General features: G+C 71.3%; 8 protein-coding genes. All 8 read left to right on the top strand.

Annotated elements, in window-relative coordinates:
• Positions 1 to 76: 76 nt before the first annotated feature.
• The 8 genes from recQ (at position 77) to ACIGJI_RS07880 (ending at position 16,313) form a co-directional block, all read left to right on the top strand.
• Positions 77 to 2,104, top strand: a complete 2,028-nt coding sequence (gene recQ, locus ACIGJI_RS07915) for a DNA helicase RecQ (protein ID WP_363444849.1) — start codon at positions 77 to 79, stop codon at positions 2,102 to 2,104.
• A gap of 226 nt (positions 2,105 to 2,330) precedes the next feature.
• Positions 2,331 to 4,394 carry an acyl-CoA dehydrogenase gene (locus ACIGJI_RS07910; protein WP_363444847.1) on the top strand — a complete coding sequence of 688 codons (2,064 nt, stop codon included), beginning with the start codon at positions 2,331 to 2,333 and terminating at the stop codon, positions 4,392 to 4,394.
• 100 nt (positions 4,395 to 4,494) lie between these two features.
• Entirely contained in the window at positions 4,495 to 5,541 is a 1,047-nt protein-coding gene (locus ACIGJI_RS07905) for an NAD(P)-dependent alcohol dehydrogenase (RefSeq protein WP_363444845.1), read from the top strand.
• A gap of 629 nt (positions 5,542 to 6,170) precedes the next feature.
• Positions 6,171 to 6,740 carry a DNA-3-methyladenine glycosylase I gene (locus ACIGJI_RS07900; RefSeq protein ID WP_259952775.1) on the top strand — a complete coding sequence of 190 codons (570 nt, stop codon included), beginning with the start codon at positions 6,171 to 6,173 and terminating at the stop codon, positions 6,738 to 6,740.
• Positions 6,741 to 6,870: 130 nt separating this feature from the next.
• Positions 6,871 to 8,004: a serine/threonine-protein kinase gene (locus tag ACIGJI_RS07895; protein ID WP_363444843.1), complete on the top strand. Its 1,134-nt coding sequence runs from the start codon at positions 6,871 to 6,873 to the stop codon at positions 8,002 to 8,004.
• Positions 8,004 to 13,922 carry an Ig-like domain-containing protein gene (locus ACIGJI_RS07890; RefSeq protein ID WP_363444841.1) on the top strand — a complete coding sequence of 1,973 codons (5,919 nt, stop codon included), beginning with the start codon at positions 8,004 to 8,006 and terminating at the stop codon, positions 13,920 to 13,922. Before ACIGJI_RS07895 ends, ACIGJI_RS07890 begins: the two co-directional genes overlap by 1 nt.
• A gap of 34 nt (positions 13,923 to 13,956) precedes the next feature.
• Positions 13,957 to 14,946, top strand: coding sequence for a MoxR family ATPase (locus ACIGJI_RS07885; protein ID WP_187663146.1), 990 nt, complete (start codon positions 13,957 to 13,959; stop codon positions 14,944 to 14,946).
• Complete coding sequence (locus ACIGJI_RS07880; protein WP_268777671.1) at positions 14,943 to 16,313, top strand: DUF58 domain-containing protein; 1,371 nt, start codon at positions 14,943 to 14,945, stop codon at positions 16,311 to 16,313. The genes ACIGJI_RS07885 and ACIGJI_RS07880 overlap by 4 nt, the downstream gene beginning before the upstream one ends.
• The last annotated feature ends 47 nt before the right edge of the window (positions 16,314 to 16,360 follow it).

Here is a 16,360-nt window from a genome sequence, read left to right as displayed (position 1 = left end):
CCTACGCCCGGGATCGGGGGTGCGGGCCTGTGGACGTCGCCGTGCCGCTGTCCGTCGGGGTGATTACGCTGGAGGGATGCCGCAGACTCCCCGCGATCCGTACGACGGATGGGTCCCCGAGCCGGACGCGGCATCCGACCAGCCCTGGGACGACGGGTGGGAGCCGACCGAGCCGCCGGAGCCGATGGACTGGGAGCCGCAGGGCGCGGGCTTCGAGCCGCCCCTCGACTGGGGCCCGGGCCCGACGACCGCGGTGACCACCGCGCCGGCCGTCCGCCGCGCCACGCCCAGCCGGTATGCGACGGTCCGCGAGGCACTGCACACCGTGTTCGGCTACGACGACTTCCGCGGCGACCAGGCGGCCATCGTCGAGCAGGTCATCGGCGGCGGCGACGCCGTCGTCCTGATGCCCACCGGCGGCGGCAAGAGCATCACGTACCAGGTGCCGGCACTCGTCCGCGAGGGCACCGGACTGGTCATCAGCCCGCTCATCGCGCTCATGCACGACCAGGTCGACGCGCTGCGCGCCAACGGCGTGAAGGCCGCGTACCTCAACTCCACCCAGTCGATCGAGGAGCGCCGCGAGGTCGAGCGTGCCTACGTCGCCGGAGAGCTCGACCTCCTCTACGTCGCCCCGGAGCGGCTGTCGGGCGCGCAGACGACCTCCCTCCTGCAGCGCGGCACGCTCAGCGTCATCGCGATCGACGAGGCCCACTGCGTGTCGCAGTGGGGTCACGACTTCCGGCCCGACTACCTCGCGCTCGGCGACCTGGGCGAGCGGTTCCCCGGCGTCCCGCGCATGGCCCTGACCGCGACCGCGACGCGGGCCACGCACAAGGAGCTCACCGAGCGTCTGCACCTCGACGCGGCGCAGCACTTCGTCGCGAGCTTCGACCGCCCCAACATCCAGTACCGGATCGTCCCGAAGGTCGACCCGCGCAAGCAGCTCGTGCAGTTCATCCGGTCGCAGCCGGAGGGCGCGGCGGGCATCGTCTACGCGCTCAGCCGGAAGTCCGTCGAGCAGACGGCGACCTATCTCGCCGCGCAGGGTCTCGACGCGTTGCCGTACCACGCGGGCCTGCCCGCCGAGGTGCGGGCGGCGAACCAGTCGCGCTTCCTCCGCGAAGACGGCGTGGTGATGGTGGCGACGATCGCGTTCGGCATGGGCATCGACAAGCCCGACGTGCGCTTCGTCGCCCACATCGATCTGCCGAAATCGGTCGAGGGGTACTACCAGGAGACCGGTCGCGCCGGCCGCGACGGGGAGCCGTCCGTGGCGTGGATGGCGTACGGGCTCGGCGATGTCGTGCAGCAGCGTCGTCTGATCGATCAGAGTCCCGGCGACCGCACGTTCAAGATGCGCATGGGGCAGCACCTCGACGCGATGCTGGCGCTGTGCGAGACGGTGGAGTGCCGCCGGCAGAACCTCCTCGGGTACTTCGGTCAGGACTCGCAGCCCTGCGGCAACTGCGACACGTGCCTCGACGACACGGCGACCTTCGACGGGCTCGTCCCCGCGCAGAAGCTGCTGTCCACCATCGTGCGCCTCAAGCGCGAGCGGAATCAGGCCTTCGGCGCGGGCCACCTCATCGACATCCTCCGCGGTGCCTCGACCGAGCGCATCCGCCAGCAGCGGCACGACGCCCTCGCGACCTACGGCATCGGCGCCGACCTCTCCGACCAGGACTGGCGGAGCGTGGTGCGCCAGCTCCTCGCCCGGGGCATCCTCGTCGCGCAGGGCGACTACGGCACGCTCGCGCCGGGGGAGGCGGCGGCCGGGGTGCTGCGCGGCGAGACCGCGGTGCCCCTCCGGAAAGACACGATCGGACGCCCGTCCTCGCCGTCCCGCGCCCGGAAGGCGAGTGCCGCCGACGCCCTCGACGCCGGAGACCGGGAGCTGTTCGAGGCGCTGCGGGCCTGGCGGGCCGAGACCGCCAGGGAACAGGGCGTCCCGGCGTACATCGTCTTCGGTGATGCCACGCTCCGTGCTCTCGCGGAGCATCGTCCCACGTCGCACGCCGACCTCGACGGCATCACCGGCATCGGCGCGAAGAAGCGCGAGGCCTACGGCGACGGCGTGCTCGCCGTCATCGCCGGCTCCTGACGTCGACCCACCCCCTTCCGTTCGAGCCACCCCTTCGCGGACGCCCGCAGGGGGCCGGCGCGCACGGAAGAGGGTGGGCCGACGGGCCGAACCTGTCGCGAGCCGACAACGACGGGCGCGGACGGGGCGGCGGGGGGTTGGAGGATGCGGACAGGGGACTTCGTGTCGTTTTGTCGCACACCTACCATGAGAGGAATCCACCTTCGTCTCTCCGAGAGGAACGCTCATGGTCGACGCCGCCGTCCGCCCTTCGACGACACCTGACCCGCGCGAGAGCGCGACCGCCCCGCGGATCGATGTCGCCCGCCTGAACGACGCCCTGATGGGCACCTGGGGCGACGTGCGCCGCCAGGCCCGCGAGATGATCAAGGATTCCGCATTCTGGCGGAAGGACGAGGTCGGCAAGGACGACCACCGCGAGCGGGTGCTCAGCCAGCTCCACCTCCTCGTCGACAACAAGGCCGTGCACCGCGCGTTCCCGAAGCGCTTCGGCGGCGAGGAGAACAACGGCGGCAACATCGCCGGATTCGAGGAGCTCGTCGCCGCCGACCCGAGCCTGCAGATCAAGTCGGGCGTGCAGTGGGGCCTCTTCGGCTCCGCGATCCTGCAGCTCGGCACGAAGGAGCACCACGACACCTGGCTCCCCGGCGTCATGGACCTGTCGATCCCCGGTGCGTTCGCGATGACCGAGATCGGGCACGGCTCCGACGTCGCCGCCGTCGGCACGACCGCGACGTACGACCCGGAGACGGAGGAGTTCGTCATCCACACGCCGTTCCGCGGCGCGACCAAGGAGTACCTCGGCAACGCCGCCCTGCACGGCATCGCCGCGACGGTCTTCGCCCAGCTCATCACGAACGGCGTCAACCACGGCGTGCACTGCTTCTATGTGCCGCTGCGCGGCGAGGACGGCGTCGACCTCCCCGGCATCGGCCGCGAGGACGACGGCCTCAAGGGCGGACTCAACGGCATCGACAACGGCCGTCTCTCCTTCGACCAGGTGCGCATCCCGCGCACGAACCTGCTCAACCGCTACGGCGACGTCGCCGCGGACGGCACCTACTCGAGCGCGATCGACAGCCCCGGCCGCCGCTTCTTCACGATGCTCGGCACCCTCGTGCAGGGACGCGTCTCGCTCGACGGCGCCGCCTCCTGGGCCTCCGCGCTCGGTCTGCACATCGCGATCACCTACGCCACGCAGCGTCGCCAGTTCGACGGTGCGGACGGGCAGGAGATCGTGCTGATGGACTACGGCAAGCACCAGCGCCGTCTGCTCCCGCGCCTGGCCACCACGTACGCGCAGATCTTCGCGCACGACGAGTTCCTGCAGAAGTTCGACGGCGTGTTCTCCGGTCGCACCGACACCCCGGACGACCGGGAGGACCTGGAGACGCTCGCGGCGGCGCTCAAGCCGCTGTCGACCTGGCACGCGCTCGACACCCTGCAGGAGGCCCGCGAGGCGTGCGGCGGCGCCGGCTTCATGTTCGAGAACCGGCTCGTCGGGCTCCGTGCCGACCTCGACATCTACGTCACGTTCGAGGGCGACAACAACGTCCTGCTCCAGCTCGTGGGCAAGCGGCTGCTGACCGACTATGCGAAGCAGTTCCAGGGCAAGGACGCCGCAGCGCTCGCGCGCTACGCCGTGGGGATGACCGCCGGCAAGGTGTTCCACGGCGCCGGCCTCCGTCAGCTCGGTCAGGCGGTGACCGACTTCGGTCAGGTCGCCCGGTCGGTGGAGCGCGGCCTGCGCGAGGAGCAGCAGCACGACCTCCTCGCGGGCCGCGTGCAGCAGATGGTCGCCGACATCGCTACCCGGCTGCGCGCCGCCGGCAAGGACAAGGTGCTCGGGGCGCGGCTGTTCAACGAGAACCAGGCCGAGCTCATCGAGGCGGCCAGGGCGCACGCCGAGCTCCTGCAGTGGGAGGCCTTCACCGACGCCGTCCACGCGATGGACGACGCCGAGACGAAGAAGGTCATGACCTGGCTGCGCGACCTCTTCGGACTGCAGCTCATCGAGAAGCACCTCGCCTGGCACCTCATCCACGGACGGCTGTCCACCCAGCGGGCCGCGGCGGTGTCGAGCTACATCGATCGGCTGTGCGCGCGGCTGCGTCCGTACGCGCTCGACCTCGTGGACGCGTTCGGGTACGAGCCCGAGCACGTGCGGGCTCCCATCGCGAGCGGTGCGGAGAAGCAGCGGCAGGACGAGGCCCGTGCGTACTACGCCGACCTCGAGGCCGCCGGTCAGGCGCCCGTCCTGGAGAAGACCCTCAAGCGGCAGAAGCGCTGAGCGGTCGGCCCGGGCCGTCCCCACACGGCCCGGGCCCTCCGGACAGCGGATTCATCGACGGAGGCGGATAGTCTCGGCGAGTACCGACCCGAGGAGCATCATGTCGACCGTCACCGCCTACGCCGCCCCCGCCGAAGCCGCCCCGCTCGAGAAGACCGTCATCGAGCGTCGAGAGCTCGGCCCGCACGACATCCTCATCGACATCGCCTTCGCCGGCATCTGCCACTCCGACATCCACACCGTGCGCGGCGACTGGGGTCCGCAGCAGTACCCGCTCGCCCCGGGACACGAGATCACCGGAACGGTCGCCGCGGTGGGCGCCGAGGTCACGAAGCACGCCCTCGGCGACCGCGTCGGCGTCGGCTGCCTCGTGAACTCGTGCCGGGAGTGCGTGTACTGCCTCCGCGGCGACGAGCAGTTCTGCACGCAGGGCGCCGTCGGCACCTACGGGGCGGTCGACCGCGACGGGACGATCACCCAGGGCGGCTACTCGCAGCAGGCCGTCGTCACCGAGGACTTCGTGCTGCGCATCCCGGACGCCCTGCCCCTGGACGCGGCGGCTCCGCTGCTGTGCGCGGGCATCACCACGTACTCGCCGCTGCGGCATTGGAAGGTCGGCCCCGGCACGCGCGTCGCGGTGGTCGGACTCGGCGGCCTCGGTCACATGGGGGTTCAGATCGCACACGCCCTCGGCGCGGAGGTGACCGTGCTGTCGCAGACGCTCTCGAAGCAGGACGACGGCCTCCGCCTCGGCGCCGACCGCTACTTCGCGACGAGCGACCGGGAGACCTTCCGTGACCTGCGCGGCTCCTTCGACGTGATCCTCAACACCGTGAGCGCCGTCATCGACCTCCGCTCCTACCTCGGGCTGCTCGACGTGGACGGCACCATCGTGTGCGTGGGTGCTCCGGCGGAGGCCCTCGCCCTGAACGCGGGGTCGCTGATCGCCGGACGACGCTCCATCGCCGGCTCGAACATCGGCGGCATCAGGGAGACCCAGGAGATGCTCGACTTCTGCGCGGAGCACGGCATCACCGCGCAGATCGAGGTCATTCCCGCGTCGGCGATCAATGAGGCGTACGAGCGGGTCCTCGCGTCCGATGTCCGCTACCGCTTCGTCATCGACGCCGCCACCTTCGCCGACTGACCCCCGCCCGGTCCCAGGTCCGTCCCCGCCTCACCCGGTGCCGGATCGAAAGCGCACCCCCGTTACCCTCGCGAGGCGTGATTTCCGTCCCGCTCTCGCTCTCGCTCCGGTCTTGGTCCCGCTCCCGTCCGGTGCGAGATCAAAAGCGCACCTCTGGTGCGCTCGCGAGGCACCTCTTTGAGCCCGCTCCTGTCCGAGCCGCCCTGGAGCGGTCCTGTCTTTCCGTCCGGCCCGTTCCGTCCGGCGCGGCGGAGGCGTCTTCCTGATCCCTCTCGGAGGACCTCGGTCCGCTGCCTCCGCGGTCGGTGTGGGAGGGGAAAGGTGCCGGAGTTCCGTGTCGGAGGGTCTGTTTTGATCTCGCGTCGGAGGTGCGCGGCATGGCGGGATGGGAAAGGTGCCGGAGTTCCGTGTTGGAGGGTCTGTTTCGATCTCGCGTCGGAGCTGCGGGTGCGGGATGGGATAGGTGCCGCGGATCTGCGTCGAAGGGCCCTTTTCGATCCCGCGTTGGAGGAGGGCGTCGTGGCGGGATGGGGAACGGGCCTGGGGAGGCGAGGGGAGGGGCGGAATTGAACTCGCACGAGGGGACGCGGGGCCGGGAGGGCGTCGGTGGGGGCGGATACGGTGAGGGGATGACCTCCCTCCTCCTGGGGCCGGACTCCCGCGCGCGCTGCGCGTGGGTCGGCGACGACGCAGAATACCGCCGGTACCACGACGAGGAGTGGGGGACGCCGCTGCACGGGGACCGGGCGCTGTTCGAGAAGATGGCGCTGGAGGGTTTCCAGGCGGGACTGTCGTGGATCACGATCCTCCGCAAGCGTCCGCGGTTCCGGGAGGTGTTCGCGGGCTTCGTGCCGGAGGCGGTGGCGGCGTTCGACGACGCCGACGTGGAACGGCTGATGGCCGACACCGGCATCATCCGCAACCGCGCCAAGATCCTCGCGACGATCGGCAACGCTCGGATCGTGCAGTCGATGGCCGACGGCGAGCTCGATGCGCTGATGTGGTCGTTCGCCCCGCCGGCGACCGGAACGCGGCCCCGGTCGTTCTCCGAGGTCCCCGCCGTCACACCGGAGTCGACCGCACTGAGCACGGAGCTGCGCCGGCGCGGGTTCCGCTTCGTCGGCCCGACGACGATGTACGCCCTCATGCAGTCGGCGGGCATGGTGGACGACCACATCGAGGGGTGCTGGAAGGCCTGACGTCTCGACGGAAAAGAGCGCGGGGCCACGGTCCCTCGCCCGATATACTCGGCACATCGGGGGATCTCCCGGCGCACGACGCCGGGTGGCTGCAGGCGCGCGGTCTCCCATCAGACCGTGAGGAGCAGGAGTGGCAACGCGCATGGCCGCGACACCGCCGACGCTGGCGGGGTACAGCTACGTGCGTCCACTCGGGTCCGGCGGGTTCGCCGACGTGTTCCTCTACGAACAGGACATGCCGCGTCGCGTCGTCGCCGTCAAGGTCCTGCTCGCGGATGCCGTGAACCCCGAGGTGCTGCAGACCTTCAACGTGGAAGCCGACATCTCGGCGCGACTGAGCGCCCACCCGTCGATCGTCACGATCTACCAGGCGTCCATCTCGGCGGACGGGCGGCCGTACTTCGCGATGGAGTACTGCCCCGACACGATGAGCGCGCGGTACAAGAAGGCCCCGCTCCCGCTCGCCGAGGTGCTGGACATCGGCGTCCGCATGGCCGGCGCGCTGGAGACCGTGCACAGGGCCGGGCTGCTGCACCGCGACATCAAGCCGTCGAACGTGCTCATCAACTCCCTCGGCGCGCCCGTGCTGGCCGACTTCGGCATCGCCGCCGCCGTCATCGAGGAGGGTGAGGGCGAGACCATCGCGATGTCCGTGCCCTGGAGCTCCCCCGAGGTCCTCCAGGAGCGCGTGTCCGGGTCCATCCCCAGCGAGGTCTGGAGCCTCGGCGCGACGCTCTACACGCTGCTCGCCGGCCGCAGCCCGTTCGAGCGCGCCGACCGCGGCTCGAACTCCCGCGATCAGCTCACGGACCGCATCATCAAGGCGCGGTATACGGCGGTGCCCGTCGCGGGCATCCCCCCGATCATCGACGACCTCTTCGCGAGCGCCATGCACCGTGACCCGGCGAAGCGGCCGGCGAGCATGGCCGAGTTCGCGGAGAAGCTGCGCTGGGCGCAGTACGAGCTCGGCATCTCGCCGACCGCCTTCGAGGCGGCGTCGGCGGAGTGGGCCGCGGCCGCGCCGGTGAACTTCTCGGACGCGACCGTCCGCGGTCCCGTCATCACCACGGTCGCGCCCGACTCCCGGAGAGCCGCGCGTGCGGCCCGTCCGCAGGTGGCACCCCGCGAGCGGGACGACGTCCCGGCGAGCACCCGCGGCCGGACCCGGTCGCCCCTGGTCGTCGGCATCGTCGGCGCGGTGATCGGCGCGGCCGCCATCGCGGGGATCGGCACCGCGGCCCTGTTCCTCACGGGGATCCTCTGATGGCGGCAGGCAACCGCACCGGCGCCGATGCCACGACCCCACCCCGGGGCAGGCTGATCGCGCTGATCTCGGGGATCCTCGCACTCGTGGTCGTCGTGGCACTCGCGGTGACGGCGCAGGGGTATCAGTCCCAGGAGGTGCCGCGCCTCGAGCCGGCCGTCTGGGTCATGCGCGACAGCGGACAGTACGCCCGCGTCAACACCGAGCTCGCCGAGATCGACACGGTCCGCGACGTCGACGACCCCGAGGCGGTGTGGCAGAGCGGCTCCAGTACGGTGCTCTTCGCCCAGGGGAACCGGCAGCGGTGGGACGTCGATGCGGCCAGCCCCTCCGATCTGCTCGCCGACAGCTCGGAGGAGGGCACGCCGCTCGCCTCGCAGCCGACGCCCGCCGGGACGCGCGACGTCCTCTCCGCCGGGGTCTACGTGGCCTACCGGACCGACACCGGGCAGGTGTCCGTGTCGACCCTGGCCGCCGGGGCGGGGACAGCCCTCGTCGACCCGTTCGCGGAGGTCGAGGTCGAGGAGGGGGAGGACCCGCCGACCTACACCGCCGACGCGATCGGCCTCTCGCCGGACGGCCTGCTCGTCCTCTACTCCGCGGACGAGGAGGCTGTCCGCCGGTTCGACATCGACGAGCACCGCTTCCTCGGAGACGAGTCGCCGGTGGCCGACGCGCCGGAGGCGGGCGAGGGTCTGGCGATCGCGGTCGTCGGCGAGCGCTGGGCGATGCTGCAGCCGGGGTCGGGGGAGCTGTGGCTCTCCGGACGCGATGAGGTCGTCGCCCTGGACGTCGCCGAGGACGCACGCCTGCAGCGCGGGGCCGCCGAGGGCGATGCGGTGCTCGTCGCCGATTCCGACGGCCTCGTGTCCGTTGACCTCTCGTCCGGCGAGTCCGATCGCGTGGCAGAGGCATCCGGTCTCCCCGCCGCACCGGTCTCCGTCCGCGGGGAGACCTACGCGGCCTGGCTCGACAGCGGCGGCGGGACGCTCTGGAGCGCGGGGGAGACCACCCCGCTGCAGGTCCCTGACGAGACGCTCGACGCGGCCGCCATCGAGCCGGTCTTCCAGGGGAACGGCGACCGTGCGGTGCTCGTCGAGACCGGGACGGGGCTCATCTGGACCGCTCCGGACGGCGTGCTGATCCCGCTCGAGCAGTGGAAGATCGAGGACGACACGGAGCAGCAGGAGGGCACCATCGTCGTCGAGGACGTGGCGGAGCAGCTGCCGCCGGTCGCGGTCGACGACGCGTTCGGCGTGCGTGCGGGGGAGCAGGTCATCCTCCCCGTCCTGCTGAACGATCACGATCCGAACAAGAAGGACGTCCTGACGATCGACCCCGAGTCGGTCTCGGCAGGACTCAGCGACCCTGCGTTCGGGGACCTCGCGCTCGTGGCGAACGGGCAGTCCCTGGTCGTCGATGTGAAGGCGGGCTCCGGCCAGGCGAGCTTCACCTACGCCGTGACGGACGGCGCGGCCGTCTCGCCGCCGGCGACCGTGACGCTGACGGTCGTCGATCCCGGCGTCAACTCGGCCCCGGTCTGGTGCGGCGTCGAGGCCTGCACGCAGGACTGGCCCGCGCCGCAGATCCTGGCCGGCGGCAGCACGATCGTCTCGGCGCTCTCCGGCTGGGTGGACCCCGAGGGCGATGCGTTCATCCTGAGCGACGCCTACGAGACGGACTCCTCGGCGCCGGTGATGGTGGCGCCGACGGACGACGGCCGGGTCGCGATCCGGCACACCGATCCGAACGCCGCGGACGCCGTGATCCCGATCACGGTCGTGGTGCAGGACGTGCACGGCGCGACCGCGGAGAAGACCCTCGAGGTCCAGGTCAGCGGCAGTCCCGCGCTCCAGGCATCGGCTGTCGCGGTGACCGCGCGCGTCGGCGAGCGGCAGTCCATCCGGATCTCCGATCACCTGTCCGGAGGCTCCGGGTCGTATCGCCTCCTGGACGCCGTCCAGACCGCCGCGACCGCGCAGGGCTTCGAGGTCACCCCGAACGCGGCCGCGGGCACCGTGGAGCTGACCGCGGCGAAGCCGGGCCAGTACGTGGTGACCTACACCGTGCAGGACGTCACGACCCAAGCCGAGCAGTCCGCCGTCATCCGCATCACGGCGGTCGACGGCTCCGCGGCGCTCGCCATGGCACCCCTGACCGCGTTCGTGCGCGAGGGTGAGGACACGACCGTCGATGTGCTCCGCGCCGTGCAGAACACCAGCGGACGCGTGCTGCTGCTGTCCGACGCCGTGAGCTCCACACCGCAGCTCAACGTGCGCGTGGTCGGCAACGAGAGCCTGCGGGTGAACGGCACGACCGAGGACGGAGAGCCCGGTCTGATCGGCACGGCCACCGTAACGGTCGCGGATGGCGCAGGCGGGGCGGTGCAGGGCACGGTGAGCGTGTTCCTCACCCCGCCGTCCACCGTCACCCGCCCGATCGTCTTCCCGGACGCGGTGACGGTGCGCGCCGGTTCGCTCACGCGCATCGAGGTCGCCGCGAACGACGTCGCGCCACGCGGGGAGCCGCTCCTCGTGCTCCCGGAGGTGACGGGATCCGGCGAGCCGGACGAGCTCGTGTTCGCCGACCGCAACGCTCTGCGTTACCTGGCACCGAAGACGCCCGGCACCTACCGGCTGACGTATTCGGTCTCGCTCGAACGGAACCCGTCGCTGTCCGACGACGGCGTCGTGACGGTCACGGTCGTCCCGCCCGGAACCAACCGCGCTCCCACACCGATCACCCTCACCGGTCGCGTCCTCAGCGGCCAGACGGTCACCGTCCCCGTGCCCACGACCGGGATGGACGGCGACGGGGACCGCGTGGTCCTCTCCGGCGTCGATCAGCCGAAGAAGGGCGGCGGCACGGCGACCATCTCGGCGAACGGCGAGGCGATCGTGTACCGGGCGCCGGCAGGCGGAGTGGACGGCGGACAGGTGTCGTTCCGCTACACCGTGCGGGATCCGCAGGGCGAGGAGGGCAGCGGCGCTGTCCGCATCGGCGTCCTCGACGCGGATGTCGACGACGCCGCTCCGGTGACGTTCAGCGATTACGTCCGCGTCGAGGCAGGATCCCGCACACCGGTCGTGCTGGACCCGCGCTCGAACGACCTCGACCCTGCGCAGAGCGAGCTCGAGATCACCGCGCTCGTGCCGAACGCGCCCCCCGTCAAGGGCAATCCGCTGTACGAGCGGCTGAACGCGCTGATCGATTCGGACACCTCCCTGAAGGACGGCCGCGTCGTGCTGCGCGCCGGGGAGACGGCGGGGACGAACTCGTACTTCTACACCGTGAGATCGACGCGGACCGGGAGCACGGCGCAGGGCCTCATCGTGTTGACCGTCACCGAGGGCACGGTCGCCGATCAGCCGGTCATCGCGGACACCGTGCTCACGGCGCGCGACCGTGACGATCTCGCGGACGGCGGTGTCGATGTCGTGACGGACCGGGTGCGGTGGCCGTCCGGCGACGTCTCGTCCCTGCGCCTGAGCCTGTGGGGTGAACAGTCCGGATACACGGTGCGGGGCAACCGGATCATCGGGGAGGCGCCGAAGGAGGGCGCGCTGGTCCCCTTCCAGCTCACCGGCACCGCCGCGGGCGGACGGGACGTGGCCGCCTACGGCTTCCTGCGGATCCCGGCGTTCGACGATATGCAGGTCCAGCTCGTCCCCGGCGCGACACCGGTCGTCGTCGACGAGGACGCGTCCGTGTCGTTCGCGGTGCAGGACTACCTCGATCTGCCGTCGTCGGATGCCGTGGAGATCGGCTCCGGTGCCTTCACTGCTCAGCGGGCCGCAGCGTCGTGCGCGGCCGACGGTCCGCGCAAGGCGGAGTACCGCGCCGGTCGCGAGGCGCCATGGTCGGACACCTGCCTGATCCCGGTGCGCCTGGAAGGTCAGAAGCGCTGGTCCTTCGTCGACGTGCCGGTCAGCATCCGTCCCTCGGAGCCCCAGCTGCTGCTCTCCTCGATCTCGCACACGATCGCCCCAGGGGCCACCGAGAGCGTCGACCTCTACGCCAACATGGCCGCCTGGGAAGGCGGACGCGAGGGCAACGCGGGCTCCCTCGAGTACCGGATCGTGTACTCGGGGTCGGCGTTCGTCGTCACGCAGAGCGGGGCGAAGCTGACGATCGAGGCGCGCGCCGATGCACGACCCGGCAACACCGAGAACGTCAGCGTGACGGTGCCGCAGTACGGTCAGCCGTCGGCCTCCGTGCGCCTGGTCGTCGGCGCGGCCCCGCCCGACGCTCCACGGGGGGCCACCTTCACGAAGCAGTGCGTCGTCACCAGCGCCAACTGCTCGATCGACGTCGTCTACGTGGCCGGCGAGTACGACCCCTTCGACGGCAAGCCGGGCTCCGGCTTGCGGCTCATGTCGCTCGGGGCAGGCGCGCGCTGCGACGTCGCCTCCATCTCGACGACCGGCACCAAGACGATCACGGCGAGCTGGCCCCGCGGCGGCCAGGCTCCGGGAGGACAGTGCGTGATCCCGTTCGTCGTGGCCGACGCCCAGGGGCGGACCGGCACGGGAACCCTCACGCTCGACCTGCAGGGCTTCCCGCAGGCGCCGGCGAGCGTGACCACCGTGGGCTTCACCCGCTCGACCGTCGTCCTGGAGGTGCCGCTCGGGGAGGCGCGGCGCGCCCACCCCGGGGTGTCCGGCGTGACCATCCTTCAGGACGGGGCCGCAGCCAACGCCTCCTGCAGTCCGGCCGGTGCCGTGTACCGCTGCACGGTCAGCGGGCTGACCAACGGCGCCCCGCACACCTTCACGGCGGCCGCGGTCAACGCCGTCGGCACCTCGGCGTCCACCTCGCCGCACACGAGCTGGGCCTACGCGGCTCCGGTGGTCGCGAACGCGACGGCCACGCCGGAGTATCGACCTGGCGTCTCGGACCGTGGGCGCGGGGCGGTCAGGGTCTCGATCGACGCCGGCGACGACGCCGTCTCGTTCCGGATCGAGGAGACGGGCGAGGTGATCAACCGCACGGGGGCGACCACCACCGCCGACATCGCGCTCTCGCCGGGAGCGCAGACCCTGACGATCGTCCCGATCAGCCAGTTCCAGCCGCCGACCGGCGGCGGGAACGAGGGTGGCGGGTTCCGCACGTCCGTGACCGTCGCGGGCTCCGTGTACTTCGACCCGGCGTCGACACAGGCGACAGCGGTCTCCAACACGGCGGTGAACGTCTCCGGCATCGCCGCGCAGGCCAACGGCAGCGCCAAGGGTGTCCAGGTCACCTACGTGGCGTGGCGGTCGGGCAACGTCAGCTGCACGGCGAACGGGGACGGCACGCTGTCGGTCTCCGGCGGAGAGGTACGGTCCGAGTCCCCCTCGCTGCAGGGGCTGCGGCCGTACCAGCTGTACTACCTCAAGGCGTGCGCATCGAACGGCTACGGCGTGGCCGAGTCGTCCACCACGACCGTCTTCACGTTCACGTTCGTCGAGGGCCCCGGCGGCGACACCACCTACACGGTCGCGAAGGACCCGCGGCGCGACGGGAACCGCTACGACTACCGCCTGGCCTCGGCCCCGCGCATCGACGTCGAGAACGGCTTCGTGCCGCAGTACTACATGTACGGATCGTGGCGCGACGACTTCGCGCTCACCCCGGACTCGTCCCCGGGGCAGGTCCGTGCCAGGGCCTGCCATGCCACGCAGACCGGCTCGTGCTCCGGAGAGGTGAACATCACCGCGACGACCGCGCCGACGGTGGTCAACGCCGTGTTCCAGCCCTGCATGCCCGTCGTCGAGGGTGACGTCGTGACGGTGTCCGGCGCGGCACGCGGCTCGTTCATCCTCGAGGTGACACCCCTGGTCGACACCCCCGGCACCTTCGACGTGAAGCTCTCGTGGAACGGCGCCTACGAAACCCTGACCCCCATCACGCATCGCGTCACGGGCCTGTGCCCCTGATCGCCGAGCACACCGACACGAATACTCTTTCCCTATGCCAGCCACCGCAGCCGCCCCCGTCACCCTCGCCCCCGAACAGGCCTCCTGGTTCGCCGAGACGTTCTCGATCCTGACCGGCAACGTCGAGCAGGCGATCCTCGGCAAGCGCCACGTGGTCGAGCTCGTGCTCGCGACCGCCGTCAGCGGCGGCCACGTCCTCCTGGAGGACTATCCGGGGACGGGCAAGACGGCGCTCGCCCGCGCCGTCGCCCAGACGGTCAACGGCACCAGCAGCCGCATCCAGTTCACGCCCGACCTCCTTCCGGGTGACGTGACCGGCATCACGGTCTACGACCAGAAGGAGGGCACGTTCGAGTTCCACGCGGGGCCCGTCTTCGCGAACATCGTGCTCGCCGATGAGATCAACCGGGCGAGCCCGAAGACCCAGTCCGCGCTGCTGGAGGTCATGGAGGAGGGCACGGTCACGGTCGACGGCGTCACCCGTGCGGTCGGCTCCCCGTTCCTCGTGATGGCGACGCAGAACCCCATCGAGCAGGGCGGCACCTACCGGCTCCCCGAGGCGCAGCTCGACCGCTTCATGATCAAGACCTCCATCGGATACCCGGACGAGGCGGCGACCATGCGCATCCTGCAGGGCGCCGGTCGCCCGAAGACGGTGCTCGACGGCATCGTGGACACCGACACGATCCTCACGATGGCGGAGATGTCGCGCGGCGTGTACGTGAACCCGCTGGTGTCGGATTACATCATGCGCATCGTCGATGCCACGCGCCGGGCGTCCGAGGTCCGTCTCGGTGCCAGTGTGCGCGGCGCCCTCGCGCTGTCCCGCCTGGTGATGACGTGGGCGGCCAAGAACGGACGCACGTTCGTCACCCCCGACGACGTGCGCGAACTCGCCGTCGTCGCCCTCGCGCACCGCCTGGTCCTCGAGCCGGAGGCCGAGTTCGACGGGGTGACGGCCGTGGCCGTCGTCGGGCAGATCCTCCTCGACGTCGAACCCCCGCGCGAGAACGGCACTGCGTGACCTTCAGCACCGAATCCCGCCTGACGCGGACGACCGCGGGCACGAGCACGTCGACGCGGACGTCCACCGTCACGCGTTACGACCGCACGCGCCGCGGTCCCGTGCGCGGCGCGGTCTTCGGCGCGCGTCGCGTCGCCCGCTCCGTGGGCCGCGCGACCAGGGCCACCGTCGGCTGGGTCCGCGAGACGGTGACCACGGCGGGCATGCTCGTGGCCGTCGCGGTGGTGCTCGGTGTGCTCGCCGGGCTGCTGTTCGGCTGGGTGGAGGCCTGGGCGGTGGCCACGATCGCGCTCGTGCTGCTGGTGGCCTGCGTCCCGTTCATCCTCGGTGCCCATGACTACCGGATCGATCTCGTGCTCGATCGCGACCGCGTCGTCGCGGGCGCCGAGATCGGCGCGACCCTGGACGTCCGCAACAACGGCGAGCGCCTCTCGCTCCCCGGTGTCGTGGACGTGCCGGTGGGCGAGGGCCTCGTCGAGGCGCACGTCCCGCTGCTGCGGCCGGGGGCGCATCATCGGGAAGAGCTGACCATCGCCGCGCACCGCCGCGGCGTCATCGACGTGGGCCCCATGACCATCACCCGCGGCGACCCGATCGGCATCCTCCGCCGCGAACTCCGGTGGCCGGACGTGCAGCGCATCCACGTGCACCCGGTGACCGTGCGGCTCCCCAGCACCAGCGCGGGACTGATCCGCGACCTCGAGGGCACGCCGAGCACCACTCTGGTGGACGCGGACCTCTCCTTCCACGCGGTGCGCGAGTACGTCGTCGGCGACTCGCCGCGCCACATCCACTGGAAGTCCACGGCGAAGACGGGCACCCTCATGGTGCGGCAGTACGAGGAGTCCCGGCACGCGCGCATCGCCGTCATCCTGGATCTCGACCCGGAGTCGTACGCCGACGACGACGAGTTCGAGAACACCGTCAGCGCGGCCGCCTCGCTGGCGCTGCAGGGTGTGCGGGACGGCAGGGACGTGCTGTTCTCGGTGAGCAACGAGATCCCGGAGCACGGCCGCGCCGAGGTGCTGTCGATCCGTACGCTGCCCACGGTCACCCCCAAGGCCCTCCTCGACGCGACCTCCACGATCGATCAGACGGCGCGGGTGATGCGGCTCGAGGCCGTCACCGCTCTCACGGCGCAGTCGTATCCCGACCTCTCGATCGGGTTCCTGCTCACCGGTTCCGTCCTGCCGATCGAGCGTCTGCGTCACGCGGCGGTGAAGCTCCCGGCAGCCGTGGAGGCCGTCGCGGTGCGCAGTGAGCTCGGCGCGCAGCCGACGATGCGGACGGCCAGGGAGCTCGCGGTGATGACCCTCGGTGCGCTCGGCGACCTCCCCCAGATGCTCGCCCGCGGAGCGCTGCGGTGAGCGCCGGCGGGCCGAAGCGCGGACGCGCGCGATCCGGACGGGGGTTC

Origin of the sequence: Microbacterium sp. NPDC064978 (genome assembly GCF_044543605.1) — a bacterium.
Taxonomy (GTDB): Bacteria; Actinomycetota; Actinomycetes; order Actinomycetales; family Microbacteriaceae; genus Microbacterium; species Microbacterium meiriae.
This window is presented reverse-complemented; position numbering and strand designations above follow the sequence as displayed.

Excerpts from the sequence above, each read along its gene's own strand:
- recQ (WP_363444849.1), top strand. The coding sequence starts at position 77 with ATGCCGCAGACTCCCCGCGATCCGTACGACGGATGGGTCCCCGAGCCG.
- ACIGJI_RS07910 (WP_363444847.1), top strand. The coding sequence starts at position 2,331 with ATGGTCGACGCCGCCGTCCGCCCTTCGACGACACCTGACCCGCGCGAG.
- ACIGJI_RS07905 (WP_363444845.1), top strand. The coding sequence starts at position 4,495 with ATGTCGACCGTCACCGCCTACGCCGCCCCCGCCGAAGCCGCCCCGCTC.
- ACIGJI_RS07900 (WP_259952775.1), top strand. The coding sequence starts at position 6,171 with ATGACCTCCCTCCTCCTGGGGCCGGACTCCCGCGCGCGCTGCGCGTGG.
- ACIGJI_RS07890 (WP_363444841.1), top strand. The coding sequence starts at position 8,004 with ATGGCGGCAGGCAACCGCACCGGCGCCGATGCCACGACCCCACCCCGG.
- ACIGJI_RS07885 (WP_187663146.1), top strand. The coding sequence starts at position 13,957 with ATGCCAGCCACCGCAGCCGCCCCCGTCACCCTCGCCCCCGAACAGGCC.